The following is a 24,773-nucleotide window of genomic DNA, read 5'->3' on the forward strand; positions in this document are numbered from 1 at the left end:
ACCTCCCCGGCCGGGCCCCGCCGCTCCCCCGGTCGGCCACCCGGCCGGCCCCCGGTCAGGACCCCGGTCCGGCGGCCGCCGCCTTGAGCTGGACGGACGGGTCCGCGGCCAGGGCGCGGTCGAGCACCGCACCCCGGTCGATCAGCCGCTTGGCCTGGTTGAGGTCGCGCGGGCGGTCCACCGACAGGGTCGCGACCAGCGCCCCCTGACGCAGCCACAGCACCGACCAGGACGCCTCCTCGGGCGAGCCGCGGTGGATCAGCTCGTCGGCACCGGCGTGCCGGCCCGCGTACTGGACCATGTGCCCGAACTGCTCGGACCAGAAGTACGGCACCGGGTCGTAGGGGGTGTCGGCGCCGAGCATCACGGCGGCCGCGGCGCCGCCGGACTGCAGCGCGTGGTCCCAGTGCTGGACGGCCAGCCGGGTGCCGGAGCGGGCCGAGGGGTAGGAGACGCAGTCGCCCACCGCCCACACGCCGGGGGCGGTGGTGCGCAGCCGGTCGTCGACCAGGATCGCGCCGTCGGGGTCGAGTTCCACCGCGGAACCGGCCAGCCAGCCGGTGGCGGGACGGGCGCCGACGCCGACCAGCAGTTCGTCGGCGGCCAGCCGGGTGCCGTCGGTGAGCACCACCGCCGCGGGTTCGGCCGCCAGGACGCCGACCCCGCAGCGCAGGTCGACCCCGGCGGCGGCGTACCAGCCGGCCATCGCCGCGCCGACGGGTCCGGGCAGCGCTCCGGCCAGCGGGGCCGGTCCCGCCTCGACCACGGTCACCTCGCAGCCGAGCTGCCGGGCCACCGTCGCGGTCTCCGCGCCGATCCAGCCGGCCCCGGCGAGCACCAGCCGCACGCCCGGGCGCAGCCGTTCCCGCAGCGCGAGGGCATCGTCCAGGGTGCGCAGCAGGCGGGCGCCGGGGGCGCCGGGCAGCGGCCGGGGGGCGGCGCCGGTGGCGATCACCAGGCCGTCGTACGGGAGCTCGCCGGCGTCGGTGTGCAGCACCCCGGGGTGGAGGGCGAGGGCGCGGCGGCCGGGCAGCAGGTCGATGCCGAGGTGGTCCCAGTCGATGTCGAAGGCGGTGCTGTCGGCCTGGCCGAGCAGCACGTTCTTGGAGAGCGGCGGCCGGTCGTAGGGGCGGTGCGGCTCGTCGCCGAGCAGCGAGATCCGGCCCTCCCAGCCTCCGCGCCGCAGGCCCAGGGCGGCCTGGGCGCCCGCCATGCCCGCCCCGACCACGACCACTCGTCCGGTTCTCTTCAGTTCGACCACCGGGTCAGCCTATCCAGCGGGGTGTCCACCCTCCGTACGCACCTTCGGGATGGGCGGCGCCCGGCGTTATGGTGGACGGGCACCTCACACGGGAGCCCGGTGCACCGGGCTGAGAGGCGGGCTGGTGCGGCCTGCGACCGTCCGAACCTGATCCGGGTCATGCCGGCGAAGGGAGTTACCGACTTTGGCACGGACATCTGCGGCCGGGACGCCGGCGGCGCGCACGCCCGACGTGCTGGTGATCGGCGGCGGGATCATCGGCCTGGGCGTGGCCTGGCGGACGGCGCAGCGCGGACTGGCGGTCGCTGTCGTCGACCCGGCGCCGGGCGGCGGGGCGGCGCAGGTCGCGGCCGGCATGCTGGCGCCGGTCACGGAGCTGCAGTACGGCGAGGAGCCGCTGCTGCGGCTCGGGATGGCGTCGAACGAGCGGTACGCCGACTTCGCCGCGGAGCTGACCGCCGCCACCGGCCTGGACACCGGCTACCGCCGGACCGGCACGCTGGCGGTGGCGCTGGACTCCGACGACCGCGAGGAGCTGCGCGAGCTGCTCGCCTTCCACCAGCGGCTCGGACTGGAGTCGCACTGGCTGACCGGCCGCGAGTGCCGCAAGCTCGAGCCGATGCTGGCCCCGGGAGTGCGCGGCGGGCTGCAGGTGACGGGCGATCACCAGGTGGACGGCCGGCGGCTGGCGAAGGCCCTGCTGGCCGCGTGCGAACGCGAGGGCGTGCTGCTGCACCGGTCCGAGGCCGCCGCGCTGCTGGTCGAGGACGGCCGGGCCACCGGGGTCCGGCTGGCCGACGGCTCCGAGCTCACCGCCGGGCAGCTGGTCCTGGCGGCGGGCTGCCGCAGCCACCTGCTGCCGGGGCTGCCCGCCGGGGTGCTGCCGCCGGTCCGTCCGGTCAAGGGCCAGGTGCTGCGGCTGCGGATCCCGCAGCCGTACGCGCCGTTCCTGTCCCGCAACGTGCGGGCCGTGGTGCGCGGGCAGCACATCTACCTGGTGCCGCGGGCCGACGGCGAGCTGGTGATCGGGGCGACCAGCGAGGAGCTGGGCCACGACACCACCGTCACCGCCGGCGGCGTGTACGAGCTGCTGCGCGACGCGCACGAGCTGATCCCCGGCATCACCGAGCTGCCGCTGGCGGAGACCGGTGCCGGGCTGCGGCCCGGCTCGCCCGACAACGCCCCGCTGCTCGGCCCGACCGCACTGCCCGGCCTCACCGCCGCCACCGGCCACTACCGCAACGGCGTGCTGCTCACCCCGGTCACCGCCGATCTGATCGCCGAGCAGCTGGCCACCGGTGTGCTGCCCGGACTCGCCGCCCCCTTCTCCCCCAGCCGCTTCACCGCAGAGGTCCCGTCATGAACCAGATTCCGCTCACCGTCAACGGCGAGCCCCGCGAGCTGCCCGCCTCGACCACGCTGGCCGAGGTGGTGGCCCAGCTGAGCAAGGCGCCCTCGGGGGTGGCCGCGGCGCTCAACGAGGCGGTGGTGCCGCGCGGGTCGTGGACCGCGACGGTGCTGAGCGCCGGCGACCGGGTCGAGATCCTCACCGCCGTCCAGGGCGGCTGAGCGCCGTGGCGGACGACGTTCTCACCATCGCCGGGACGGCCTTCACCTCCCGGCTGATCATGGGCACCGGCGGCGCCCCCAGCCTGGACGTGCTGGAGCAGGCGCTGCTGGTCTCCGGGACCGAGCTGACCACGGTCGCGATGCGCCGCGTCGACCCCGGCACCCAGGGGTCGGTGCTCGACGTGCTGACCCGCAACGGCATCCGGGTGCTGCCCAACACGGCCGGCTGCTTCACCGCCGGGGAGGCGGTGCTGACCGCCCGGCTCGCCCGCGAGGCGCTCGGCACGGACTGGGTGAAGCTGGAGGTGATCGCCGACGAGCGGACCCTGCTGCCCGACCCGATCGAGCTGCTGGACGCCGCCGAGACGCTGGTCGACGACGGCTTCACGGTGCTGCCGTACACCAACGACGACCCGGTGCTGGCCCGCAAGCTGGAGGACGTCGGCTGTGCGGCGATCATGCCGCTGGGTTCGCCGATCGGCTCCGGCCTCGGGATCCGCAACCCGCACAACTTCCAGCTGATCGTGGAGAACGCGGGCGTCCCGGTGGTGCTGGACGCGGGCGCCGGCACCGCCTCCGACGTGGCGCTGGCGATGGAGCTGGGCTGCGCCGCGGTGATGCTGGCCTCCGCGGTGACCCGGGCCCAGGACCCGGTGCTGATGGCCGAGGCGATGCGCCGGGGCGTGGAGGCCGGGCGGCTCGCCCACCGGGCCGGGCGGATCCCGCGCCGGTTCCACGCCGAGGCCTCCTCGGCGATGGCCGGCCGGGCCGAACTGGACGTGCGGGAGCGCCCGGCGTTCTGACCGGGTCTCAACTTCGGCACAGACCGGCCCGCGACGGGCAGGCCCCGGGCCCGCCCGGGGCCTGCGCCTCTACACTCCTCTGGTGGACATGACGCTGCGCGACCCCCTGATCGGAACGCTGCTCGACGGCCGGTACCGGATCGAGCAGCGGGTCGCCGCCGGTGGGATGTCCACGGTCTACCGGGGGCTGGACACCCGGCTGGACCGGGTGGTGGCGCTGAAGGTGATGCACCCGTCGCTGGTCGGCGACAGCGACTTCACGGCCCGGTTCATCCGCGAGGCCAAGGCCATCGCCCGGCTGGCCCACCCCAACGTGGTGAACGTCTTCGACCAGGGCGCCGACGGCCAGACCGTCTTCCTGGCGATGGAGTACGTGCCCGGTTCCAACCTGCGGGACGTGTTGCGCGACCGGGGCGCGCTGTCGGTGCGGGCCGCGCTGGACGTGATGGAGCCGATCCTGGCCGCGCTCGGCGCCGCCCACCGGGCCGGCCTGGTGCACCGGGACATCAAGCCGGAGAACGTCCTGATCACCGAGGGCGGCATGGTCAAGGTCGCCGACTTCGGCCTGGTCCGGCTGCTCTCGGCGGCCGGCGGCGAGGTCACCAGCACCACCGAGGCGGGCACCGTGCTCGGCACCGTCTCGTACCTGGCCCCGGAGCAGATCCGGCAGGCCCCGACCGACCAGCGGGTCGACGTGTACGCGGCCGGCATCCTGCTGTACGAGCTGCTCACCGGCACCAAGCCGCACTCCGGCGACCACCCCGCCCAGGTGATGTACCAGCACCTGCACGAGCGGGTCCCGGCGCCGTCGCTGTCCGCCCCGGCGGTGGGCCCGGAGCTGGACGCGATAGTGGCCGCCGCCACCGCCCACGACCCCGAGGCCCGGCCCTGGGACGCGGTGGAGCTGCTGGCCACCCTGCAGCGGGCCCGGCGCACGCTGAGCCAGGCCCAGCTGGACGCGGAGCCGCCGGCCTCCTCCCGGCTGACGCCGCAGTACTCGACCGGCGAGGTCACCTCGGTGATCTCGCCGCCGGTGGAGCGGACCAGCGTGCTGGAGGTGCCGCCGGACCTGCTGCCGCCGCGCCCGCCGGTGGACGAGCCCGCCGCGCACCACACCGTGCAGCTGCGCCGGGTCCGCCCGCCGCGTCCGCGCCGCTCGCGCAAGCCGTTCGTCTGGGCGGGTGCGATCGCGGTGCTGCTGGCGGCGGTCGCCGTCACCACGTACCTGCTGTCGGGCGCGGTGTACACCACGGTGCCCGCCGTGCTCGGGCAGTCCCAGGCGCAGGCCCAGGCGACCCTCGACAAGGCCGGGCTGCACGGCACCTACGTCCAGGAGTTCAGCGAGTCGGTGCAGGCCGGGCAGGTGATCTCGACCGACCCCGGGGTCGGGCAGCGGGCCCGCAAGAGCGACTCGGTGCGGGTGGTGCTCTCCCGGGGTCCGGAGCGGGTCCAGGTGCCGGAGCTGGCCGGCAAGCCGCTGGAGGCGGCGCGCAAGGCGCTCACCGACGCCCGGCTGACCCCGGGCACGGTGACCGAGGCGTTCGACGACGCGGTGCCCAAGGGTTCGGTGATCAGTGCCTCCCCGGCCACGGGCGGGCAGCTCGCGGTGGGTGCGCCGGTGGCGCTGGTGGTCAGCAAGGGCCAGGTCCCGGTGCCGAACGTGGTCGGGATGGACAAGGACGCGGCCACCAAGGCGCTCACCGACGCCGGGTTCAAGGTGCAGACCGCGGGCCTCAACCTGTTCGGTACCGGGAAGGTCTCCTCGCAGACCCCGCCGGCCGGGCAGCCGCGCCCGCAGGGCACCGTGGTGACGATCTCCTTCAGCCTGTTCTAGGGCGCGGCGGCGGGGAGCGGGCTCAGCGCAGCGGCCCGTCGCCGGGCTCCTCCTGGTACGAGTAGCGCTGCTCGGCCCAGGGGTCGGCGAGGTTGTGGTAGCCACGCTCCTCCCAGAAGCCGCGGCGGTCGGCCCGCATGTACTCGACCGCGCGGACCCACTTGGGCCCCTTCCAGGCGTACAGGTGCGGCACCACCAGCCGGACCGGGAAGCCGTGCTCCAGGGTGAGCGGCTCGTCGTTGTGGTGGGTGGCGAAGACGGTGCCGGGGTCGGCGAAGTCGGCGAGCCGCAGGTTGGCGCTGTAGCCGTACTCGGCCCAGACCATCACGTGGGTGACGCCGGCGGCCGGCGGGACCAGGTCGAGGACGGTCTTGGCGGCGACCCCGCCCCACTCGTTGCCGAGCATCGAGAAGCGGGTCACGCAGTGCAGGTCGCCGCGGACGGTGACCCGGGGCAGGGCGTGGAAGGCGGCGAAGTCCCAGCTGTGCTTCTCGGCGGAGGCGGTCGCGCCGAACACCTGGAAGTCCCAGCTCTGCGGTTTGAAGCGGGGCACCGGTCCGTAGTGCAGCACCGGCCAGCCGCGCTGCAGCCGCTGGCCCGGGGGGATCCGCGGGTCAGACGGCTGAGGCTGTTCCGGTTGGTGCTGACCCATCTCTCCATGGTGACAGACGGCGGGCGCCGCACCTCGCGCGCCCCTCGCGCACGCCCCCCGATTGGCGGATATCGGACAATACGACACATGTCCGAGTGAGTGTGAACTTACTGGAATTACCGGCCGCAAGGGTGCCACGATGCCACCAACCGCGGTAGCGCGTGCGACGCATGGGACAAGGAAGGCACCGCCATGAAGGGCGACCCCGAGGTCATCGAATTCCTCAACGAGCAGCTCACCGCCGAGCTGACCGCGATCAACCAGTACTTCCTGCACGCGAAGATGCAGGAGAACAACGGCTGGACCAAGCTCGCCAAGTACACCCGGCACGAGTCCTTCGACGAGATGAAGCACGCCGAGACGCTCACCGACCGGATCCTGTTCCTCGACGGCCTGCCCAACTACCAGCGGCTGTTCCACGTCCGGATCGGGCAGACCGTGAAGGAGATGTTCGAGGCCGACCGGCAGGTCGAGGTCGAGGCGATCGACCGGCTGCGCCGGGGCATCGTGGTGATGCGCGCCAAGAACGACGTCACCTCGGCCAACATCTTCGAGGACATCCTGGCCGACGAGGAGCACCACATCGACTACCTCGACACCCAGCTCGAACTGCTGGAGAAGCTCGGCGAGCCGCTCTACCTGGCCCAGCTGATCGAGCAGCCGGAGTCCTGACCCGCCCCCGCCGCTACGGCGCTACGCCGCCAGCGGCGCGGAGTCCGGCTCGGCGAGCCCCAGCCGGGCCGCCAGCCTGGATGTCGGGCACGGGCGGGCACCGTGCTCCCCGAGCAGGGCCTGGATCCGCCGGACGCAGGAACCGCAGTCGGTGCCGGCCTTGCAGCCCTTGGCGATCTGGCGCGGGGTGACGGCGCCGGCCTCGATCTCGTCCTTCACCTGGGCCTCGGTGACCGCATGGCACATGCAGACGTACATCGCGGTCTCTCCCGGTGGTGCTGGCGGTGCTGGACGGTGCAGGTACTGGACGGTGCCGGCGCTACGGCGAGCAAGATCAGCAAAGCCTTGCCTTACCTCGCTAAGCCTTACCTTACCCGGCGATCGGCACAGGAAAAAGCCCCTCCCCGCTCGGATCGTCCGAGCGGGGAGGGGCTTTCGTCACACCGGCGCGGGCCGGCGCCGTCGGCGGGTCTCAGTGGCTGCGGTACATCTCCGCCACCAGGAACGCCAGGTCCAGCGACTGGCTGCGGTTGAGCCGCGGGTCGCAGGCCGTCTCGTAGCGCTGGTGCAGGTCGTCCTCGAACACCTCGTCGCCACCGCCGACGCACTCGGTGACGTCGTCACCGGTCAGCTCGACGTGGATGCCGCCCGGGTGGGTGCCGAGCGCGCGGTGCACCTCGAAGAAGCCCTTGACCTCGTCGAGCACGTCGTCGAAGCGGCGGGTCTTGTGCCCGGTCTCGGCCTCGTAGGTGTTGCCGTGCATCGGGTCGCAGATCCAGACCACCTGGGCACCGCTCGCGGTGACCTTCTCGACCAGGTTGGGCAGGTGCTCGCGGACCTTGCCCGCACCCATCCGGGTGATGAAGGTGAGGCGGCCCGGCTCGCGCTCCGGGTCGAGCCGGTCGATCAGGGTGAGCGCCTCGTCGACCGTGGTGGTCGGACCGAGCTTGACCCCGATCGGGTTGCGGATCTTCGAGGCGAACTCGATGTGCGCGTGGTCCAGCTGCCGGGTCCGCTCGCCGATCCAGACCATGTGGCCGGAGACGTCGTACAGGTGGCCGGTGCGCGAGTCCGTCCGGGTGAGGGCGGTCTCGTAGTCCAGGATCAGCGCCTCGTGCGAGGAGAAGAACTCGACCGTCTTGAACTCCTCGGGGGCGACCCCGCAGGCGTTCATGAAGGCCAGCGCGTTGTCGATCTCGCGGGCCAGCTTCTCGTACCGCTGCCCGGCCGGCGAGTTGCGCACGAAGTCCTGGTTCCAGGCGTGCACCTGGCGCAGGTCGGCGTAGCCACCGGTGGTGAAGGCGCGGACCAGGTTGAGCGTCGCGGCGGACGCGTTGTACATCCGCTTCAGGCGCTCCGGGTCCGGGATCCGGGACTCCGGGGTGAATTCGAAGCCGTTCACCGAGTCGCCGCGGTAGACCGGCAGGGTCACACCGTCGCGGGTCTCGGTCGACTTGGAGCGGGGCTTGGAGTACTGCCCGGCGATCCGGCCGACCTTCACCACCGGCACCGAGGCCGCCTGGCCGCGGCCGGCCCGGACCTGCGCGGGCGGGTCCGCCGGTACGAGAGCAGGATCAGCGCGCCGATGCCGCCGCCCGCGCTCGCCGGGGCGGGCGGTGCCTATCTCGGTGCCCCGAACCGGGCGGCGGTCCCCGGCCTGTACCTGGTCGGCGCGCACGCGCACCCCGGCGGCGGGCTGGCCCGGGTCGGCATGTCCGCCTCGATCACGGCGGGCCTGATCGGCCCGGCCTGACCGCGCCCCGGCCCGCCGTCGGGACCGGTCTGCCCCCGGGACCGGCTCAGCCCTGCTGCTGGTAGTCCCAGGGCTGCGGCTGGTACTCGGGCGAGGCCTGCGGCTGCTGCGGGATGCCCTGGTACGGCTGCTGCTGGTACTCCCAGCCCTGCGCCGCCTGCTGCTGCGCCGCGTACGGGTCCTGGTACTGCGGCTGGCCGTACGGGTCCTGGTACTGCTGCTGGTAGACGGGCTGACCGTACACGTCGTACCCGTACGGCTGCTGCTGCTGGTACTCCCAGCCCTGCGCGGCCTGCTGCTGGTACTGCGGCTGGCCGTAGGCGTCGTAGGCGTAGGCCTGCTGCTCCTGCGGCTGCTGCGGGTCCTGCTGGTAGGCGGCTGGCTGCTGCGCGGTGTAGACGCCGTCGTCCGGGCCGATCTCCTGGAGCTCCTCGTAGGCGTACGGGGCCTCGGCCTCCTCCGCCTCCACCGGGCCGACCTCGCCGACCGGCGCCACCGCCTCGACGGCGGCCACCGCGGCGGCGCCGCCGGTGACGGCGCCCAGCAGCGGAACCCTGGCCAGCGGGCCCGGCAGGGAGCCGTCGGCCCCGCGCAGCGACCAGCCGACCGGGCGGCCGCGCTTGACCGCCAGCGTGACGAAGGTCTGCCCGACCGCGAAGACGGCCGCTCCGGCCCCTATCACCAGGACCGAGCTCAGCCGCATCCCGGCGACCACGCAGAGGAATCCGGCCAGCGCGAGCGCCCGCCAGAGCAGCGGGGCGCGGTTCTGCAGCAGCAGTTCGGCCACCAGCCAGAGCGCCACCAGCGCCAACGCGACGTACAGCAGCAGGTATCCGATGCCCATCCCCGCTACCTCCAGTCGCGTACCGCGCGGTTGCGGGCGACTGTACCCGCTCCCGGCCCGCAGACCCACATCCCCGGCGGCCCCGCGCGGGGCGGGCCGCGGGCGGGCGGTCAGCGCTGGTGCAGACCGAGGTTCTGGTAGATCTCCAGGGTCGAGGTGGAGTGGTTCAGCGTGATGAAGTGCAGACCGGGCGCGCCCTCCGCGAGCAGCCGCTCGGACATGGTCGTGGCGTGCTCGATGCCGATCGCCCGGACCGCGTCGGGGTTGTCGGCGACCGCCAGGAAGCGCTCCACCAGCTCGGGCGGGAAGTCCGAGCCGGACAGCTGCGGGAAGCGCTCCAGCTGCCTGATGTTGGTGACCGGCATGATCTCCGGGATGATCGGCGTCGCGCAGCCCGCGGCGGCGACCCGGTCGCGCAGCCGCAGGTAGTCCTCGACCTCGAAGAACATCTGGGTGATCGCGTAGTCCGCACCGGCCCGGCACTTGGCGACGAAGTGCCGGATGTCGTCGTCCCAGTTCTCCGAGCGCGGGTGCATCTGCGGGAAGGCGGCCACGCCCACGCAGAAGTCGCCGATCCCCTTGATCAGCTCGACCAGCTCGTACGCGAAGGTGACGCCCTCCGGGTGGCGGACCCACTCGCCCATCGGGTCGCCGGGCGGGTCGCCGCGCACCGCGAGGACGTTGCGCACGCCCTCGTCGGCGTACTGGCCGATGATGTTGCGCAGTTCGGCGACCGAGTGGTCGACCGCGGTGAGGTGGGCGACCGGGGTCAGCGTGGTCTCGGTGGCGATCCGGCCGACCAGGTTGACCGTGCGGCCGCGGGAGGAGCCGCCGGCGCCGTAGGTCATGCAGACGAAGTTGGGATCGAGCGACTCGACCCGGCGGATCGCGTCCCAGAGCCGGCGCTCGGCCTCCTCGCTGCGCGGGGGCATGAACTCGAACGAGAACGAGCGGTCACCTGCCGCCAGCAGATCGCGCACGGTCTGCGCACGGTCGGTCCTGGTGGAGGGAATCCCTAGTGCCATGCTCGCAGGTTAGCCGGGATGCGGAGAGGCCGACCAAACGAGGTCCACCAAGTGAGACACCCGTCGAGACGGTTTCGGCCACCCTGGGAGGCGGGTGCCGGGCGCCGTGGTGAGAGGGCCGCCGGACACCCCGATAGTCTGATTGTCAGCCAATCGATCCGGAGTTCCCCGTGCGTTCGCCCACCGGTCTGCCCAGCCACCCCCTCGACGCGGAAGCCGTACGGACCCGCGTCAACACGGCCCTCGCCGAGTTCATGGACGGCCGCACGGCCCTGCTGGACGGCATCTCCCCCCAGCTCCGCCCGGTCGCCGACGCCCTGCGCGACTTCCTGCTCGACGGCGGGAAACGGCTGCGGCCGGCCTTCTGCTACTGGGGCTGGCGCGGCGCCGGCGGCAGCGACCGGGACCCCGGCATCACCCGGGCGGCCGCCGCCCTCGAACTGCTCCAGGCGAGTGCACTCGTCCACGACGACCTGATGGACCGCAGCGACACCCGCCGCGGCCTGCCCTCCGTGCACCGCCGGTTCGAGGCGCTGCACCGCAGCAGCGGCTGGCGCGGCGACCGCGAACAGTACGGCGCCTCCGCGGCCGTCCTCCTCGGCGACCTGCTGCTGATCTGGTGCGACGAGCTGTTCAACAACTGCGGCCTGCCGCCGCAGGCCGTCCGGGCCGCCAAGCCCGCCTTCGACCTGATGCGCACCGAGGTCATGGTCGGCCAGTACCTCGACGTCCTCGAACCGGTGGCCGGCGACTCCGCCGACCCCGACGCCCTCGACCGGGCCCGGACCGTCCTGCACTACAAGTCCGCGAAGTACACCATCGAGCGCCCGCTCCAGGTCGGCGCCGTCCTCGCCGGGGCCGGCCCCGACCTGGTCGCCGCCTACGCCGCGTTCGGCCTGCCGCTCGGCGAGGCCTTCCAGCTCCGCGACGACCTGCTCGGCGTCTTCGGCGACCCCGCGGTCACCGGGAAGCCGGCCGGCGACGACCTGCGCGAGGGCAAGCGGACGCTGCTGGTCGCCCACGCCATGCGGGGCCTGCCCGCGGCGGACGCGCGGCACCTGGACGAGCGGCTCGGCGCGGCGGACCTGACGGCCGAGGAGGTGCCGGTGCTGCGGGCGCTGGTCGAGCGCAGCGGGGCGGCGGATCTGGTGGAGAAGCGGATCGACGAGCTGATGCGGGAGTCCCTGGCCGCCCTGGACGCCGCCCCCCTCGCCCCCGGCCCCACCCGCACCGTCCTCCTCTCCCTCGCCGAAGCCGCCACCACCCGCAAGTACTGACCCCCCGGGGAATCCAGGAGCGCCCACCGGGAGACGGGGGCACCCCCCAGGGGCGCGGGGAACTGCGCGAGGTCGGAAGCGGATCACCGTTCAGCCGGGGTCGGTGACCGAGTTGCAGGTGGTGCCCTGCCGTTTCGCGCAGTTCCGCCCCCAGCCTTCGGCCGGGAGGTGCCCCCAGCGCCCCTATGGGTGCCCCCCGGCGCCCCTGAAATCCACCGCGCGTCCGCCGGGAGGTGTCAGCGGTTGCGGAGGCGGCGGGCGAGTTCGGCGGCGGCTGCGCCCGGGTCGTCGGCTGCCGTGATGGCGCGGACGACGACCACCCGGTCGGCGCCGGCCGCGAGGACCTCGTCCAGGTTGGTGAGGTCGATGCCGCCGATGGCGAACCAGGGCCGGTCGGTCGGCTGCTTCGCCGCGTACGAGACCAGCGAGAGCCCCGGTGCGTGGCGGCCGGGCTTGGTGGGGGTGGGCCAGACCGGGCCGGTGCAGAAGTAGTCGACGCCGGCCTCGGTCAGCGCGGTGTCGACCTCGGACTCGGCGTGGCAGGAGCGGCCGATCAGCACGTCGGGCCCGAGGATCGCCCGCGCCGCCGGCACCGGCAGGTCGTCCTGCCCGAGGTGCAGCACCTGCGGCCGGGCCGCGTGCGCCACGTCGGCCCGGTCGTTGACCGAGAAGAGCTTGCCGTGGCGGCGGGCCGCGTCGGCGAAGACCTCCAGGTACTCGAGTTCCTGCTTCGCCTCCAGCCCCTTGTCCCGCAGCTGGACGATGTCCACGCCGCCGGCCAGCACCGCGTCCAGGAACTCGGGCAGGTCGCCCTGCTCGCGGCGGGCGTCGGTGCACAGGTACAGCCGGGCGTCCGCCAGCGCGGTGCGGGGGTCGGCCGTCACAGCAGCATCGCCTGGGCGCGGCGCTTCACCTCGGTGCCCCGGTTCTCCCGCAGCGCCTGGATCGGGCTGCCGGGCAGCGACGGGTCCTCGGTGAACATCCACTCGAGGATCTCCTCGTCGTTGAGCCCGCAGTCGCGCAGCACGGTCAACGTCCCGACCAGGTGCTTCACCGGCCCGGTGGGCTCGATGAAGTCGGCGGGCACCTGCAGCGAGTTGTTCTCGCCGCGGCGGACGGCCAGCAGGGTCCGGTTCCTCACCTGGTCCCGGACCTCGGTGATCTGCACCCCCCACAGCTCCGAGATGTCGGGCAGGTAGAGCCACGCGGGGACAAGGGCTTCAATCTTGGGATCAATCTTGCTCACGCCCCCAGCCTGCCACCTCCCGAGGCCCTCGCGCACCACCTCCCCGGCCGGGCCCCGCCGCTCCCCCGGTCGGCCACCCGGCCGGCCCCCGGTCAGGACCCCGGTCCGGCGGCCGCCGCCTTGAGCTGGACGGACGGGTCCGCGGCCAGGGCGCGGTCGAGCACCGCACCCCGGTCGATCAGCCGCTTGGCCTGGTTGAGGTCGCGCGGGCGGTCCACCGACAGGGTCGCGACCAGCGCCCCCTGACGCAGCCACAGCACCGACCAGGACGCCTCCTCGGGCGAGCCGCGGTGGATCAGCTCGTCGGCACCGGCGTGCCGGCCCGCGTACTGGACCATGTGCCCGAACTGCTCGGACCAGAAGTACGGCACCGGGTCGTAGGGGGTGTCGGCGCCGAGCATCACGGCGGCCGCGGCGCCGCCGGACTGCAGCGCGTGGTCCCAGTGCTGGACGGCCAGCCGGGTGCCGGAGCGGGCCGAGGGGTAGGAGACGCAGTCGCCCACCGCCCACACGCCGGGGGCGGTGGTGCGCAGCCGGTCGTCGACCAGGATCGCGCCGTCGGGGTCGAGTTCCACCGCGGAACCGGCCAGCCAGCCGGTGGCGGGACGGGCGCCGACGCCGACCAGCAGTTCGTCGGCGGCCAGCCGGGTGCCGTCGGTGAGCACCACCGCCGCGGGTTCGGCCGCCAGGACGCCGACCCCGCAGCGCAGGTCGACCCCGGCGGCGGCGTACCAGCCGGCCATCGCCGCGCCGACGGGTCCGGGCAGCGCTCCGGCCAGCGGGGCCGGTCCCGCCTCGACCACGGTCACCTCGCAGCCGAGCTGCCGGGCCACCGTCGCGGTCTCCGCGCCGATCCAGCCGGCCCCGGCGAGCACCAGCCGCACGCCCGGGCGCAGCCGTTCCCGCAGCGCGAGGGCATCGTCCAGGGTGCGCAGCAGGCGGGCGCCGGGGGCGCCGGGCAGCGGCCGGGGGGCGGCGCCGGTGGCGATCACCAGGCCGTCGTACGGGAGCTCGCCGGCGTCGGTGTGCAGCACCCCGGGGTGGAGGGCGAGGGCGCGGCGGCCGGGCAGCAGGTCGATGCCGAGGTGGTCCCAGTCGATGTCGAAGGCGGTGCTGTCGGCCTGGCCGAGCAGCACGTTCTTGGAGAGCGGCGGCCGGTCGTAGGGGCGGTGCGGCTCGTCGCCGAGCAGCGAGATCCGGCCCTCCCAGCCTCCGCGCCGCAGGCCCAGGGCGGCCTGGGCGCCCGCCATGCCCGCCCCGACCACGACCACTCGTCCGGTTCTCTTCAGTTCGACCACCGGGTCAGCCTATCCAGCGGGGTGTCCACCCTCCGTACGCACCTTCGGGATGGGCGGCGCCCGGCGTTATGGTGGACGGGCACCTCACACGGGAGCCCGGTGCACCGGGCTGAGAGGCGGGCTGGTGCGGCCTGCGACCGTCCGAACCTGATCCGGGTCATGCCGGCGAAGGGAGTTACCGACTTTGGCACGGACATCTGCGGCCGGGACGCCGGCGGCGCGCACGCCCGACGTGCTGGTGATCGGCGGCGGGATCATCGGCCTGGGCGTGGCCTGGCGGACGGCGCAGCGCGGACTGGCGGTCGCTGTCGTCGACCCGGCGCCGGGCGGCGGGGCGGCGCAGGTCGCGGCCGGCATGCTGGCGCCGGTCACGGAGCTGCAGTACGGCGAGGAGCCGCTGCTGCGGCTCGGGATGGCGTCGAACGAGCGGTACGCCGACTTCGCCGCGGAGCTGACCGCCGCCACCGGCCTGGACACCGGCTACCGCCGGACCGGCACGCTGGCGGTGGCGCTGGACTCCGACGACCGCGAGGAGCTGCGCGAGCTGCTCGCCTTCCACCAGCGGCTCGGACTGGAGTCGCACTGGCTGACCGGCCGCGAGTGCCGCAAGCTCGAGCCGATGCTGGCCCCGGGAGTGCGCGGCGGGCTGCAGGTGACGGGCGATCACCAGGTGGACGGCCGGCGGCTGGCGAAGGCCCTGCTGGCCGCGTGCGAACGCGAGGGCGTGCTGCTGCACCGGTCCGAGGCCGCCGCGCTGCTGGTCGAGGACGGCCGGGCCACCGGGGTCCGGCTGGCCGACGGCTCCGAGCTCACCGCCGGGCAGCTGGTCCTGGCGGCGGGCTGCCGCAGCCACCTGCTGCCGGGGCTGCCCGCCGGGGTGCTGCCGCCGGTCCGTCCGGTCAAGGGCCAGGTGCTGCGGCTGCGGATCCCGCAGCCGTACGCGCCGTTCCTGTCCCGCAACGTGCGGGCCGTGGTGCGCGGGCAGCACATCTACCTGGTGCCGCGGGCCGACGGCGAGCTGGTGATCGGGGCGACCAGCGAGGAGCTGGGCCACGACACCACCGTCACCGCCGGCGGCGTGTACGAGCTGCTGCGCGACGCGCACGAGCTGATCCCCGGCATCACCGAGCTGCCGCTGGCGGAGACCGGTGCCGGGCTGCGGCCCGGCTCGCCCGACAACGCCCCGCTGCTCGGCCCGACCGCACTGCCCGGCCTCACCGCCGCCACCGGCCACTACCGCAACGGCGTGCTGCTCACCCCGGTCACCGCCGATCTGATCGCCGAGCAGCTGGCCACCGGTGTGCTGCCCGGACTCGCCGCCCCCTTCTCCCCCAGCCGCTTCACCGCAGAGGTCCCGTCATGAACCAGATTCCGCTCACCGTCAACGGCGAGCCCCGCGAGCTGCCCGCCTCGACCACGCTGGCCGAGGTGGTGGCCCAGCTGAGCAAGGCGCCCTCGGGGGTGGCCGCGGCGCTCAACGAGGCGGTGGTGCCGCGCGGGTCGTGGACCGCGACGGTGCTGAGCGCCGGCGACCGGGTCGAGATCCTCACCGCCGTCCAGGGCGGCTGAGCGCCGTGGCGGACGACGTTCTCACCATCGCCGGGACGGCCTTCACCTCCCGGCTGATCATGGGCACCGGCGGCGCCCCCAGCCTGGACGTGCTGGAGCAGGCGCTGCTGGTCTCCGGGACCGAGCTGACCACGGTCGCGATGCGCCGCGTCGACCCCGGCACCCAGGGGTCGGTGCTCGACGTGCTGACCCGCAACGGCATCCGGGTGCTGCCCAACACGGCCGGCTGCTTCACCGCCGGGGAGGCGGTGCTGACCGCCCGGCTCGCCCGCGAGGCGCTCGGCACGGACTGGGTGAAGCTGGAGGTGATCGCCGACGAGCGGACCCTGCTGCCCGACCCGATCGAGCTGCTGGACGCCGCCGAGACGCTGGTCGACGACGGCTTCACGGTGCTGCCGTACACCAACGACGACCCGGTGCTGGCCCGCAAGCTGGAGGACGTCGGCTGTGCGGCGATCATGCCGCTGGGTTCGCCGATCGGCTCCGGCCTCGGGATCCGCAACCCGCACAACTTCCAGCTGATCGTGGAGAACGCGGGCGTCCCGGTGGTGCTGGACGCGGGCGCCGGCACCGCCTCCGACGTGGCGCTGGCGATGGAGCTGGGCTGCGCCGCGGTGATGCTGGCCTCCGCGGTGACCCGGGCCCAGGACCCGGTGCTGATGGCCGAGGCGATGCGCCGGGGCGTGGAGGCCGGGCGGCTCGCCCACCGGGCCGGGCGGATCCCGCGCCGGTTCCACGCCGAGGCCTCCTCGGCGATGGCCGGCCGGGCCGAACTGGACGTGCGGGAGCGCCCGGCGTTCTGACCGGGTCTCAACTTCGGCACAGACCGGCCCGCGACGGGCAGGCCCCGGGCCCGCCCGGGGCCTGCGCCTCTACACTCCTCTGGTGGACATGACGCTGCGCGACCCCCTGATCGGAACGCTGCTCGACGGCCGGTACCGGATCGAGCAGCGGGTCGCCGCCGGTGGGATGTCCACGGTCTACCGGGGGCTGGACACCCGGCTGGACCGGGTGGTGGCGCTGAAGGTGATGCACCCGTCGCTGGTCGGCGACAGCGACTTCACGGCCCGGTTCATCCGCGAGGCCAAGGCCATCGCCCGGCTGGCCCACCCCAACGTGGTGAACGTCTTCGACCAGGGCGCCGACGGCCAGACCGTCTTCCTGGCGATGGAGTACGTGCCCGGTTCCAACCTGCGGGACGTGTTGCGCGACCGGGGCGCGCTGTCGGTGCGGGCCGCGCTGGACGTGATGGAGCCGATCCTGGCCGCGCTCGGCGCCGCCCACCGGGCCGGCCTGGTGCACCGGGACATCAAGCCGGAGAACGTCCTGATCACCGAGGGCGGCATGGTCAAGGTCGCCGACTTCGGCCTGGTCCGGCTGCTCTCGGCGGCCGGCGGCGAGGTCACCAGCACCACCGAGGCGGGCACCGTGCTCGGCACCGTCTCGTACCTGGCCCCGGAGCAGATCCGGCAGGCCCCGACCGACCAGCGGGTCGACGTGTACGCGGCCGGCATCCTGCTGTACGAGCTGCTCACCGGCACCAAGCCGCACTCCGGCGACCACCCCGCCCAGGTGATGTACCAGCACCTGCACGAGCGGGTCCCGGCGCCGTCGCTGTCCGCCCCGGCGGTGGGCCCGGAGCTGGACGCGATAGTGGCCGCCGCCACCGCCCACGACCCCGAGGCCCGGCCCTGGGACGCGGTGGAGCTGCTGGCCACCCTGCAGCGGGCCCGGCGCACGCTGAGCCAGGCCCAGCTGGACGCGGAGCCGCCGGCCTCCTCCCGGCTGACGCCGCAGTACTCGACCGGCGAGGTCACCTCGGTGATCTCGCCGCCGGTGGAGCGGACCAGCGTGCTGGAGGTGCCGCCGGACCTGCTGCCGCCGCGCCCGCCGGTGGACGAGCCCGCCGCGCACCACACCGTGCAGCTGCGCCGGGTCCGCCCGCCGCGTCCGCGCCGCTCGCGCAAGCCGTTCGTCTGGGCGGGTGCGATCGCGGTGCTGCTGGCGGCGGTCGCCGTCACCACGTACCTGCTGTCGGGCGCGGTGTACACCACGGTGCCCGCCGTGCTCGGGCAGTCCCAGGCGCAGGCCCAGGCGACCCTCGACAAGGCCGGGCTGCACGGCACCTACGTCCAGGAGTTCAGCGAGTCGGTGCAGGCCGGGCAGGTGATCTCGACCGACCCCGGGGTCGGGCAGCGGGCCCGCAAGAGCGACTCGGTGCGGGTGGTGCTCTCCCGGGGTCCGGAGCGGGTCCAGGTGCCGGAGCTGGCCGGCAAGCCGCTGGAGGCGGCGCGCAAGGCGCTCACCGACGCCCGGCTGACCCCGGGCACGGTGACCGAGGCGTTCGACGACGCGGTGCCCAAGGGTTCGGTGATCAGTGCCTCCCCGGCCACGGGCGGGCAGCTCGCGGTGGGTGCGCCGGTGGCGCTGGTGGTCAGCAAGGGCCAGGTCCCGGTGCCGAACGTGGTCGGGATGGACAAGGACGCGGCCACCAAGGCGCTCACCGACGCCGGGTTCAAGGTGCAGACCGCGGGCCTCAACCTGTTCGGTACCGGGAAGGTCTCCTCGCAGACCCCGCCGGCCGGGCAGCCGCGCCCGCAGGGCACCGTGGTGACGATCTCCTTCAGCCTGTTCTAGGGCGCGGCGGCGGGGAGCGGGCTCAGCGCAGCGGCCCGTCGCCGGGCTCCTCCTGGTACGAGTAGCGCTGCTCGGCCCAGGGGTCGGCGAGGTTGTGGTAGCCACGCTCCTCCCAGAAGCCGCGGCGGTCGGCCCGCATGTACTCGACCGCGCGGACCCACTTGGGCCCCTTCCAGGCGTACAGGTGCGGCACCACCAGCCGGACCGGGAAGCCGTGCTCCAGGGTGAGCGGCTCGTCGTTGTGGTGGGTGGCGAAGACGGTGCCGGGGTCGGCGAAGTCGGCGAGCCGCAGGTTGGCGCTGTAGCCGTACTCGGCCCAGACCATCACGTGGGTGACGCCGGCGGCCGGCGGGACCAGGTCGAGGACGGTCTTGGCGGCGACCCCGCCCCACTCGTTGCCGAGCATCGAGAAGCGGGTCACGCAGTGCAGGTCGCCGCGGACGGTGACCCGGGGCAGGGCGTGGAAGGCGGCGAAGTCCCAGCTGTGCTTCTCGGCGGAGGCGGTCGCGCCGAACACCTGGAAGTCCCAGCTCTGCGGTTTGAAGCGGGGCACCGGTCCGTAGTGCAGCACCGGCCAGCCGCGCTGCAGCCGCTGGCCCGGGGGGATCCGCGGGTCAGACGGCTGAGGCTGTTCCGGTTGGTGCTGACCCATCTCTCCATGGTGACAGACGGCGGGCGCCGCACCTCGCGCGCCCCTCGCGCACGCCCCCCGATTGGCGGATATCGGACAATACGACACATGTCCGAGTGAGTGTGAACTTACTGGAATTACCGGCCGCAAGGGTGCCACGATGCCACCAACCGCGGTAGCGCGTGCGACGCATGGGACAAGGAAGGCACCGCCATGAAGGGCGACCCCGAGGTCATCGAATTCCTCAACGAGCAGCTCACCGCCGAGCTGACCGCGATCAACCAGTACTTCCTGCACGCGAAGATGCAGGAGAACAACGGCTGGACCAAGCTCGCCAAGTACACCCGGCACGAGTCCTTCGACGAGATGAAGCACGCCGAGACGCTCACCGACCGGATCCTGTTCCTCGACGGCCTGCCCAACTACCAGCGGCTGTTCCACGTCCGGATCGGGCAGACCGTGAAGGAGATGTTCGAGGCCGACCGGCAGGTCGAGGTCGAGGCGATCGACCGGCTGCGCCGGGGCATCGTGGTGATGCGCGCCAAGAACGACGTCACCTCGGCCAACATCTTCGAGGACATCCTGGCCGACGAGGAGCACCACATCGACTACCTCGACACCCAGCTCGAACTGCTGGAGAAGCTCGGCGAGCCGCTCTACCTGGCCCAGCTGATCGAGCAGCCGGAGTCCTGACCCGCCCCCGCCGCTACGGCGCTACGCCGCCAGCGGCGCGGAGTCCGGCTCGGCGAGCCCCAGCCGGGCCGCCAGCCTGGATGTCGGGCACGGGCGGGCACCGTGCTCCCCGAGCAGGGCCTGGATCCGCCGGACGCAGGAACCGCAGTCGGTGCCGGCCTTGCAGCCCTTGGCGATCTGGCGCGGGGTGACGGCGCCGGCCTCGATCTCGTCCTTCACCTGGGCCTCGGTGACCGCATGGCACATGCAGACGTACATCGCGGTCTCTCCCGGTGGTGCTGGCGGTGCTGGACGGTGCAGGTACTGGACGGTGCCGGCGCTACGGCGAGCAAGATCAGCAAAGCCTTGCCTTACCTCGCTAAGCCTTACCTTACCCGGCGATCGGCACAGGAAAAAGCCCCTCCCCGCTCGGATCGTCCGAGCGGGGAGGGGCTTTCGTCACACCGGCGCGGGCCGGCGCCGTCGGCGGGTCTCAGTGGCTGCGGTACATCTCCGCCACCAGGAACGCCAGGTCCAGCGACTGGCTGCGGTTGAGCCGCGGGTCGCAGGCCGTCTCGTAGCGCTGGTGCAGGTCGTCCTCGAACACCTCGTCGCCACCGCCGACGCACTCGGTGACGTCGTCACCGGTCAGCTCGACGTGGATGCCGCCCGGGTGGGTGCCGAGCGCGCGGTGCACCTCGAAGAAGCCCTTGACCTCGTCGAGCACGTCGTCGAAGCGGCGGGTCTTGTGCCCGGTCTCGGCCTCGTAGGTGTTGCCGTGCATCGGGTCGCAGATCCAGACCACCTGGGCACCGCTCGCGGTGACCTTCTCGACCAGGTTGGGCAGGTGCTCGCGGACCTTGCCCGCACCCATCCGGGTGATGAAGGTGAGGCGGCCCGGCTCGCGCTCCGGGTCGAGCCGGTCGATCAGGGTGAGCGCCTCGTCGACCGTGGTGGTCGGACCGAGCTTGACCCCGATCGGGTTGCGGATCTTCGAGGCGAACTCGATGTGCGCGTGGTCCAGCTGCCGGGTCCGCTCGCCGATCCAGACCATGTGGCCGGAGACGTCGTACAGGTGGCCGGTGCGCGAGTCCGTCCGGGTGAGGGCGGTCTCGTAGTCCAGGATCAGCGCCTCGTGCGAGGAGAAGAACTCGACCGTCTTGAACTCCTCGGGGGCGACCCCGCAGGCGTTCATGAAGGCCAGCGCGTTGTCGATCTCGCGGGCCAGCTTCTCGTACCGCTGCCCGGCCGGCGAGTTGCGCACGAAGTCCTGGTTCCAGGCGTGCACCTGGCGCAGGTCGGCGTAGCCACCGGTGGTGAAGGCGCGGACCAGGTTGAGCGTCGCGGCGGACGCGTTGTACATCCGCTTCAGGCGCTCCGGGTCCGGGATCCGGGACTCCGGGGTGAATTCGAAGCCGTTCACCGAGTCGCCGCGGTAGACCGGCAGGGTCACACCGTCGCGGGTCTCGGTCGACTTGGAGCGGGGCTTGGAGTACTGCCCGGCGATCCGGCCGACCTTCACCACCGGCACCGAGGCCGCGTACGTGAGCACGGCGGCCATCTGCAGCAGGGTCTTCAGCTTGTTGCGGATCTGCTCGGCGGAGACCCCGTCGAACGCCTCGGCGCAGTCACCGCCCTGCAGCAGGAAGGCCTCACCGCGCGCGACGGCACCGAGCCTGGCGCGCAGCTGGTCGCACTCGCCGGCGAAGACGAGGGGCGGATACGAGGCGAGGTCCGCAAGGGTCTTGCGCAGCGCCTCTTGGTCCGGCCATTCAGGCTGCTGCGCCGCGGGCAGGGACTGCCAGGAGTGGCCAGTCCTCGATGTCTCAGTCGTCACGGTCACAGGATCAAGGCTACGGGGTGCGACAACCGGATTGTGACGACCGACCGCTGGGTGAGACATCTGCTGGACATTTCGGTGATCGGGTTCACACCCCCGGCCCATCGGTTACGCTCGTGCCCATGAACGCGCCGCACACCCTCTGCTGGTGGTGGACCAACCCCTCGGGTGGTCCACGAAACGCGCGTCCCTGAGACGAACGACGGCCGCCCCCCGGGGCGGCCGTCGGCGTATCGAGGCTCTGACGGCCCTCCCGGACAGCGGACCGGAGCACAGCTCCCCGCCCACCCTCCCGGAAGGACCGCCGCACCCGTGACCACCACCGGCCCCGCCGCCCTGCTCGCCCGTCTCACCTCCCCCGGCGCGCCCGCCTTCGCGGTGCTGCACCGCCGCACCCCCAGGCTCGCGCCGGACACCGTCGAGGTGCTGCTGGGCACCGTCGGCAGCCACGACACGCTCGCCGACCTGCCGGTGCCCACCGGCCTGCCCGCCGACGGGCCGCGCCACGACCTGCTCGCCCTGGTCCCGTACCGGCAGATCCGCGAACGCGGCTTCGAGGCGCACGACGACGCCACCCCGCTGCAGGCGCTCGCCGTCGAGGAGCAGTACGCCTTCCCGCTGGCCGACCTGCTCGCCGCACTGCCGCGGCAGCCGGTCCGGCTGGAGGGCGGCGGCTTCGACATCGACGACGAGGAGTACGCCGGCATCGTCCGCCGGGTGATCGAGGACGAGATCGGCAACGGCGAGGGCGCCAACTTCGTCATCCGGCGCGACTTCCGCGCCCGCCTCGACGGCTTCACCACCGGCACCGCGCTGACGCTGCTTCGCCGGCTGCTGGAACAGGAGCGCGGCGCGTACTGGACCTTCCTGGTGCACACCGGCGACCGGGTGCTGGTCGGCGCCTCGCCGGAGGTCCACGTCCGGCAGTCCGGCGGCACGGTGGTGATGAACCCGATCTCCGGCACCTACCGCTATCCGGCCGGCGGCTCCGACCTGGACTCGCTGCTCGCCTTCCTGCACGACCCCAAGGAGCTGGAGGAGCTCACCATGGTGGTCGACGAGGAGCTCAAGATGATGTGCACCGTCGGCGACCTCGGCGGCCAGGTGCTCGGCCCCCGGCTCAAGGAGATGGCGCACCTCGCACACACCGAGTACGAGCTGCGCGGGCGCACCTCGCTGGACGTCCGGGAGGTGCTGAAGGAGACCATGTTCGCGGCCACCGTCACCGGCAGCCCGGTCCAGAACGCCACCCGGGTGATCAAGCGGTACGAGCGCGGCGGGCGCGGCTACTACTCCGGTGCGCTGGCCCTGATCGGCCGCGGCGCCAGCGGCGGACAGCAGCTGGACTCCCCGATCTGCATCCGGACCGCGGACGTCGACCCCGCCACCGGCGACCTGGTGGTCCGGGTCGGCGCGACCCTGGTCCGGCACTCCGACCCGTACTCCGAGGTGGCCGAGACCCACGCCAAGGCGGCCGGGGTGCTCGCCGCGATCGGCGCCCGCCCGGGCCCGGCGCGCAGCGGCGGCGCGGTCGACGGCGGTGGCGGCGCGGCCGGCGGCGGGGCCCGGCGGCTGGCCGACGACCACCGGGTGCAGGCAGCGCTGGACGCCCGGCGCGCCGGGCTGGCGCCGTTCTGGCTGCGGATGCAGCAGCCCGCCGCGCCGCTGCAGGGCCCGCACACCCTGGTCGTGGACGGCGAGGACACCTTCACCTCGATGCTCTCCCACCTGCTCGGCTCGCTCGGCCACCGGGTCACCGTGGTCCGGTACGACACCCCGGGCCTGCGCGCGCTGGCGGCCGAGCACCGCGGCCCGCTGGTGCTCGGCCCCGGACCGGGCGACCCGGCGGACCCGGCCGACCCCAAGATGGCGCTGCTGCGGCCGATTGCCGCCGACGCGCTCGCCGCCGCCCGCTCCGGCAGCCGCGGCGCGCCGCTGCTCGCGGTCTGCCTCAGCCACCAGCTGATCGCCCATCGGCTCGGGCTGCCGCTGGTCCGCAAGGGCGTCCCCTACCAGGGCGCCCAGGAGAGCATCGACCTGTTCGGCACCCGGCGCACCGTCGGCTTCTACAGCACCTTCACCGCCCGCTGCACCGACGCCGAGGCGGCCCGCCTCGCGCTGGACTCCGTCGAGCTCTCCCGCGACCCGCTGACCGGCGACGTCCACGCGCTGCGCGGCCCGGGCTTCGCCACCCTCCAGTTCCACCCGGAGTCGGTCCTCACCCGCGAGGGCGTCGACATCGTCGCGGGGCTGCTGCGGACGGGATCCCATGTGGCCACCGGCTGATCATCCGTCAAGAATACTCTCGGGATGCGTCATTGACGAGGGCCGCCGGCATCGCCGTCCCCACCCCCCAAATGTGACACTGGGTCACGCATTGCCGTGACTTTGACCACAGTTGACCACCCCTTTGACCCATTTGGCACGTCTCACCACCCTTGATCCAACACAAAGAGTCACGCTCAGCAATACCGCTTTGACACCCAGTTCGGCCGTCGGCGAAGCTCCGCCAGCCTGCATTAAAAGATCTTAAGAATTGGGAACTGGGGCACAGTGGCACATACAGAGTGGAGACGGTCCGCACGCGGCTGGCTGGCCGCCGCGGTTGCCGTAGGGGCACTCGTCGGTGCGGGGATCACTCCGGCGGTGGCGGCAACGGCCGCCGCCGGAACACCCGCCAACCCGGCGCAGTCGGGACCGGCCAAGGACACCTCACCCGAGAGCGAGGCCGTCGCCGAGGCGAGGCGGACCGGGAAGCCGGTGGAGGTGGCGTCGAAGCGCACCGAGACCGTTGACGTGGTCGCGCAGCCGGACGGCAGGCTGGTGGCGACGACGTACGTGCAGCCGCACCGGGTGCGCAAGGCGGGTGGTGGCTGGGTGGACATCGACCCGGCGCTGACGGTGCGGGCGGACGGTTCGGTGGCGCCGAAGGCGGCGACGGCGGACGTGGTGTTCTCCGGCGGCGGGCTCTCGCAGCCGCTGGTGCGGATGGCCTCGCAGGGCAGGGAGCTGACGCTCGGCTGGCCCCACGCGCTGCCGAAGCCGGTGGTGGACGGCAGCACGGCGGAGTACCGCTCGATCCTGCCGGACGTGGACCTGAAGCTGACCGCGACGCGCACCGGCTTCAGCCAGATCCTCGTGGTGCACACCGCGGCGGCGGCGAAGAACCCGGAGCTCGACCAGTTGCGGC

24 protein-coding genes, 2 pseudogenes and 2 riboswitches are annotated in these 24,773 nt (G+C 73.4%); of the genes and pseudogenes, 14 read left to right on the forward strand and 12 right to left on the reverse strand.

What is annotated here, in order from left to right; genetic code table 11:
* Window positions 1–55: 55 nt before the first annotated feature.
* On the reverse strand, window positions 56–1,261 hold the full coding sequence (locus AC2TEW_RS18440; protein ID WP_484624441.1) for an NAD(P)/FAD-dependent oxidoreductase: 1,206 nt from the start codon (window positions 1,259–1,261) through the stop codon (window positions 56–58).
* Window positions 1,262–1,339: 78 nt separating this feature from the next.
* Window positions 1,340–1,452: riboswitch (TPP riboswitch) on the forward strand.
* On the opposite strand from AC2TEW_RS18440, the gene thiO (AC2TEW_RS18445) reads away from it, so the two are divergent.
* The 4 genes from thiO (AC2TEW_RS18445) to pknB (AC2TEW_RS18460) all read left to right on the forward strand — a co-directional run bounded on the left by thiO (AC2TEW_RS18445) (window position 1,446) and on the right by pknB (AC2TEW_RS18460) (window position 5,467).
* Window positions 1,446–2,624 (forward strand): glycine oxidase ThiO, encoded by a 1,179-nt coding sequence (gene thiO, locus AC2TEW_RS18445; protein ID WP_484624442.1) that lies wholly within the window; start codon window positions 1,446–1,448, stop codon window positions 2,622–2,624. It overlaps the preceding riboswitch by 7 nt.
* Window positions 2,621–2,830 carry a sulfur carrier protein ThiS gene (gene thiS, locus AC2TEW_RS18450; RefSeq protein ID WP_484624443.1) on the forward strand — a complete coding sequence of 70 codons (210 nt, stop codon included), beginning with the start codon at window positions 2,621–2,623 and terminating at the stop codon, window positions 2,828–2,830. The genes thiO (AC2TEW_RS18445) and thiS (AC2TEW_RS18450) overlap by 4 nt, the downstream gene beginning before the upstream one ends.
* 5 nt (window positions 2,831–2,835) lie before the next feature.
* On the forward strand, window positions 2,836–3,633 hold the full coding sequence (locus AC2TEW_RS18455) for a thiazole synthase (RefSeq protein ID WP_033824702.1): 798 nt from the start codon (window positions 2,836–2,838) through the stop codon (window positions 3,631–3,633).
* 88 nt (window positions 3,634–3,721) lie between these two features.
* Window positions 3,722–5,467 carry a Stk1 family PASTA domain-containing Ser/Thr kinase gene (gene pknB, locus AC2TEW_RS18460; RefSeq protein WP_484624456.1) on the forward strand — a complete coding sequence of 582 codons (1,746 nt, stop codon included), beginning with the start codon at window positions 3,722–3,724 and terminating at the stop codon, window positions 5,465–5,467.
* 22 nt (window positions 5,468–5,489) lie between these two features.
* On the opposite strand, the gene AC2TEW_RS18465 is transcribed toward pknB (AC2TEW_RS18460), so the two are convergent.
* Window positions 5,490–6,119, reverse strand: a complete 630-nt coding sequence (locus AC2TEW_RS18465) for a sulfite oxidase-like oxidoreductase (protein WP_484624444.1) — start codon at window positions 6,117–6,119, stop codon at window positions 5,490–5,492.
* Between the two features lie 192 nt (window positions 6,120–6,311).
* On the opposite strand from AC2TEW_RS18465, the gene bfr (AC2TEW_RS18470) reads away from it, so the two are divergent.
* On the forward strand, window positions 6,312–6,791 hold the full coding sequence (gene bfr, locus AC2TEW_RS18470) for a bacterioferritin (protein WP_033824704.1): 480 nt from the start codon (window positions 6,312–6,314) through the stop codon (window positions 6,789–6,791).
* 21 nt (window positions 6,792–6,812) lie between these two features.
* Here bfr (AC2TEW_RS18470) and AC2TEW_RS18475 read toward each other — a convergent pair whose 3' ends face one another.
* On the reverse strand, window positions 6,813–7,049 hold the full coding sequence (locus AC2TEW_RS18475; RefSeq protein WP_033824705.1) for a (2Fe-2S)-binding protein: 237 nt from the start codon (window positions 7,047–7,049) through the stop codon (window positions 6,813–6,815).
* A 214-nt stretch (window positions 7,050–7,263) separates the two neighbouring features.
* Window positions 7,264–8,316, reverse strand: a pseudogene (locus AC2TEW_RS18480) (class II 3-deoxy-7-phosphoheptulonate synthase); the annotation flags it as partial.
* Between the two features lie 60 nt (window positions 8,317–8,376).
* Between AC2TEW_RS18480 and AC2TEW_RS18485 the strand changes: the two are divergent.
* Window positions 8,377–8,544 (forward strand): hypothetical protein, encoded by a 168-nt coding sequence (locus AC2TEW_RS18485; RefSeq protein WP_484624457.1) that lies wholly within the window; start codon window positions 8,377–8,379, stop codon window positions 8,542–8,544.
* A 46-nt stretch (window positions 8,545–8,590) separates the two neighbouring features.
* On the opposite strand, the gene AC2TEW_RS18490 is transcribed toward AC2TEW_RS18485, so the two are convergent.
* Both AC2TEW_RS18490 and metF read right to left on the reverse strand, forming a co-directional pair.
* Window positions 8,591–9,388 (reverse strand): hypothetical protein, encoded by a 798-nt coding sequence (locus AC2TEW_RS18490; protein ID WP_484624438.1) that lies wholly within the window; start codon window positions 9,386–9,388, stop codon window positions 8,591–8,593.
* 110 nt (window positions 9,389–9,498) lie between these two features.
* A complete protein-coding gene (metF, locus tag AC2TEW_RS18495) occupies window positions 9,499–10,413 on the reverse strand; it encodes a methylenetetrahydrofolate reductase [NAD(P)H] (protein ID WP_063794515.1) in 915 nt (304 codons plus the stop codon).
* A 170-nt stretch (window positions 10,414–10,583) separates the two neighbouring features.
* On the opposite strand from metF, the gene AC2TEW_RS18500 reads away from it, so the two are divergent.
* Window positions 10,584–11,690, forward strand: a complete 1,107-nt coding sequence (locus tag AC2TEW_RS18500; protein WP_484624439.1) for a polyprenyl synthetase family protein — start codon at window positions 10,584–10,586, stop codon at window positions 11,688–11,690.
* A gap of 236 nt (window positions 11,691–11,926) precedes the next feature.
* Here the strand turns inward: AC2TEW_RS18500 and thiE are convergent, their stop codons facing one another.
* The 3 genes from thiE to AC2TEW_RS18515 all read right to left on the reverse strand — a co-directional run bounded on the left by thiE (window position 11,927) and on the right by AC2TEW_RS18515 (window position 14,234).
* A complete protein-coding gene (gene thiE / locus AC2TEW_RS18505; RefSeq protein WP_484624440.1) occupies window positions 11,927–12,574 on the reverse strand; it encodes a thiamine phosphate synthase in 648 nt (215 codons plus the stop codon).
* On the reverse strand, window positions 12,571–12,936 hold the full coding sequence (locus tag AC2TEW_RS18510; RefSeq protein ID WP_033824699.1) for an Rv2175c family DNA-binding protein: 366 nt from the start codon (window positions 12,934–12,936) through the stop codon (window positions 12,571–12,573). The genes thiE and AC2TEW_RS18510 overlap by 4 nt, the downstream gene beginning before the upstream one ends.
* A 92-nt stretch (window positions 12,937–13,028) precedes the next feature.
* Entirely contained in the window at window positions 13,029–14,234 is a 1,206-nt protein-coding gene (locus tag AC2TEW_RS18515; protein WP_484624441.1) for an NAD(P)/FAD-dependent oxidoreductase, read from the reverse strand.
* A gap of 78 nt (window positions 14,235–14,312) precedes the next feature.
* A riboswitch (TPP riboswitch) is annotated at window positions 14,313–14,425 on the forward strand.
* On the opposite strand from AC2TEW_RS18515, the gene thiO (AC2TEW_RS18520) reads away from it, so the two are divergent.
* The 4 genes from thiO (AC2TEW_RS18520) to pknB (AC2TEW_RS18535) all read left to right on the forward strand — a co-directional run bounded on the left by thiO (AC2TEW_RS18520) (window position 14,419) and on the right by pknB (AC2TEW_RS18535) (window position 18,440).
* Window positions 14,419–15,597 carry a glycine oxidase ThiO gene (gene thiO, locus AC2TEW_RS18520; protein WP_484624442.1) on the forward strand — a complete coding sequence of 393 codons (1,179 nt, stop codon included), beginning with the start codon at window positions 14,419–14,421 and terminating at the stop codon, window positions 15,595–15,597. Its footprint overlaps the riboswitch before it by 7 nt.
* A complete protein-coding gene (thiS, locus tag AC2TEW_RS18525; RefSeq protein ID WP_484624443.1) occupies window positions 15,594–15,803 on the forward strand; it encodes a sulfur carrier protein ThiS in 210 nt (69 codons plus the stop codon). The genes thiO (AC2TEW_RS18520) and thiS (AC2TEW_RS18525) overlap by 4 nt, the downstream gene beginning before the upstream one ends.
* Before the next feature lie 5 nt (window positions 15,804–15,808).
* Window positions 15,809–16,606, forward strand: a complete 798-nt coding sequence (locus AC2TEW_RS18530) for a thiazole synthase (RefSeq protein ID WP_033824702.1) — start codon at window positions 15,809–15,811, stop codon at window positions 16,604–16,606.
* An 88-nt stretch (window positions 16,607–16,694) separates the two neighbouring features.
* Window positions 16,695–18,440, forward strand: coding sequence for a Stk1 family PASTA domain-containing Ser/Thr kinase (pknB, locus tag AC2TEW_RS18535; protein WP_484624456.1), 1,746 nt, complete (start codon window positions 16,695–16,697; stop codon window positions 18,438–18,440).
* 22 nt (window positions 18,441–18,462) lie between these two features.
* Here pknB (AC2TEW_RS18535) and AC2TEW_RS18540 read toward each other — a convergent pair whose 3' ends face one another.
* Entirely contained in the window at window positions 18,463–19,092 is a 630-nt protein-coding gene (locus tag AC2TEW_RS18540; protein WP_484624444.1) for a sulfite oxidase-like oxidoreductase, read from the reverse strand.
* A 192-nt stretch (window positions 19,093–19,284) separates the two neighbouring features.
* Here AC2TEW_RS18540 and bfr (AC2TEW_RS18545) point away from each other — a divergent pair, with 192 nt between their 5' ends.
* Entirely contained in the window at window positions 19,285–19,764 is a 480-nt protein-coding gene (gene bfr / locus AC2TEW_RS18545) for a bacterioferritin (protein WP_033824704.1), read from the forward strand.
* Window positions 19,765–19,785: 21 nt separating this feature from the next.
* Here the strand turns inward: bfr (AC2TEW_RS18545) and AC2TEW_RS18550 are convergent, their stop codons facing one another.
* The gene (locus tag AC2TEW_RS18550) at window positions 19,786–20,022 is read right to left on the reverse strand and encodes a (2Fe-2S)-binding protein (protein WP_033824705.1); all 237 of its coding nucleotides are present in this window, start codon (window positions 20,020–20,022) and stop codon (window positions 19,786–19,788) included.
* A gap of 214 nt (window positions 20,023–20,236) precedes the next feature.
* Window positions 20,237–21,646 (reverse strand): class II 3-deoxy-7-phosphoheptulonate synthase, encoded by a 1,410-nt coding sequence (locus tag AC2TEW_RS18555; RefSeq protein WP_484624445.1) that lies wholly within the window; start codon window positions 21,644–21,646, stop codon window positions 20,237–20,239.
* Between the two features lie 249 nt (window positions 21,647–21,895).
* On the opposite strand from AC2TEW_RS18555, the gene AC2TEW_RS18560 reads away from it, so the two are divergent.
* Together AC2TEW_RS18560 and AC2TEW_RS18565 are read left to right on the forward strand one after the other, a co-directional pair.
* The gene (locus tag AC2TEW_RS18560; RefSeq protein WP_484624446.1) at window positions 21,896–23,869 is read left to right on the forward strand and encodes an anthranilate synthase family protein; all 1,974 of its coding nucleotides are present in this window, start codon (window positions 21,896–21,898) and stop codon (window positions 23,867–23,869) included.
* 360 nt (window positions 23,870–24,229) lie between these two features.
* Window positions 24,230–24,773: pseudogene (locus tag AC2TEW_RS18565) on the forward strand (LamG domain-containing protein); the annotation flags it as partial.

Source organism: Kitasatospora sp. NEAU-CNBT7 (assembly GCF_057220535.1).

What these genes read in the sequence shown, in the direction of transcription:
- AC2TEW_RS18475 (WP_033824705.1), bottom strand. Translation starts at nt 7,049, where the DNA reads ATGTACGTCTGCATGTGCCATGCGGTCACCGAGGCCCAGGTGAAGGAC.
- bfr (WP_033824704.1), top strand. Translation starts at nt 6,312, where the DNA reads ATGAAGGGCGACCCCGAGGTCATCGAATTCCTCAACGAGCAGCTCACC.
- pknB (WP_484624456.1), top strand. Translation starts at nt 3,722, where the DNA reads ATGACGCTGCGCGACCCCCTGATCGGAACGCTGCTCGACGGCCGGTAC.
- AC2TEW_RS18465 (WP_484624444.1), bottom strand. Translation starts at nt 6,119, where the DNA reads ATGGGTCAGCACCAACCGGAACAGCCTCAGCCGTCTGACCCGCGGATC.
- AC2TEW_RS18485 (WP_484624457.1), top strand. Translation starts at nt 8,377, where the DNA reads ATGCCGCCGCCCGCGCTCGCCGGGGCGGGCGGTGCCTATCTCGGTGCC.
- metF (WP_063794515.1), bottom strand. Translation starts at nt 10,413, where the DNA reads ATGGCACTAGGGATTCCCTCCACCAGGACCGACCGTGCGCAGACCGTG.
- pknB (WP_484624456.1), top strand. Translation starts at nt 16,695, where the DNA reads ATGACGCTGCGCGACCCCCTGATCGGAACGCTGCTCGACGGCCGGTAC.
- thiS (WP_484624443.1), top strand. Translation starts at nt 15,594, where the DNA reads ATGAACCAGATTCCGCTCACCGTCAACGGCGAGCCCCGCGAGCTGCCC.
- bfr (WP_033824704.1), top strand. Translation starts at nt 19,285, where the DNA reads ATGAAGGGCGACCCCGAGGTCATCGAATTCCTCAACGAGCAGCTCACC.
- AC2TEW_RS18490 (WP_484624438.1), bottom strand. Translation starts at nt 9,388, where the DNA reads ATGGGCATCGGATACCTGCTGCTGTACGTCGCGTTGGCGCTGGTGGCG.
- AC2TEW_RS18550 (WP_033824705.1), bottom strand. Translation starts at nt 20,022, where the DNA reads ATGTACGTCTGCATGTGCCATGCGGTCACCGAGGCCCAGGTGAAGGAC.
- AC2TEW_RS18555 (WP_484624445.1), bottom strand. Translation starts at nt 21,646, where the DNA reads ATGTCTCACCCAGCGGTCGGTCGTCACAATCCGGTTGTCGCACCCCGT.
- thiS (WP_484624443.1), top strand. Translation starts at nt 2,621, where the DNA reads ATGAACCAGATTCCGCTCACCGTCAACGGCGAGCCCCGCGAGCTGCCC.
- AC2TEW_RS18540 (WP_484624444.1), bottom strand. Translation starts at nt 19,092, where the DNA reads ATGGGTCAGCACCAACCGGAACAGCCTCAGCCGTCTGACCCGCGGATC.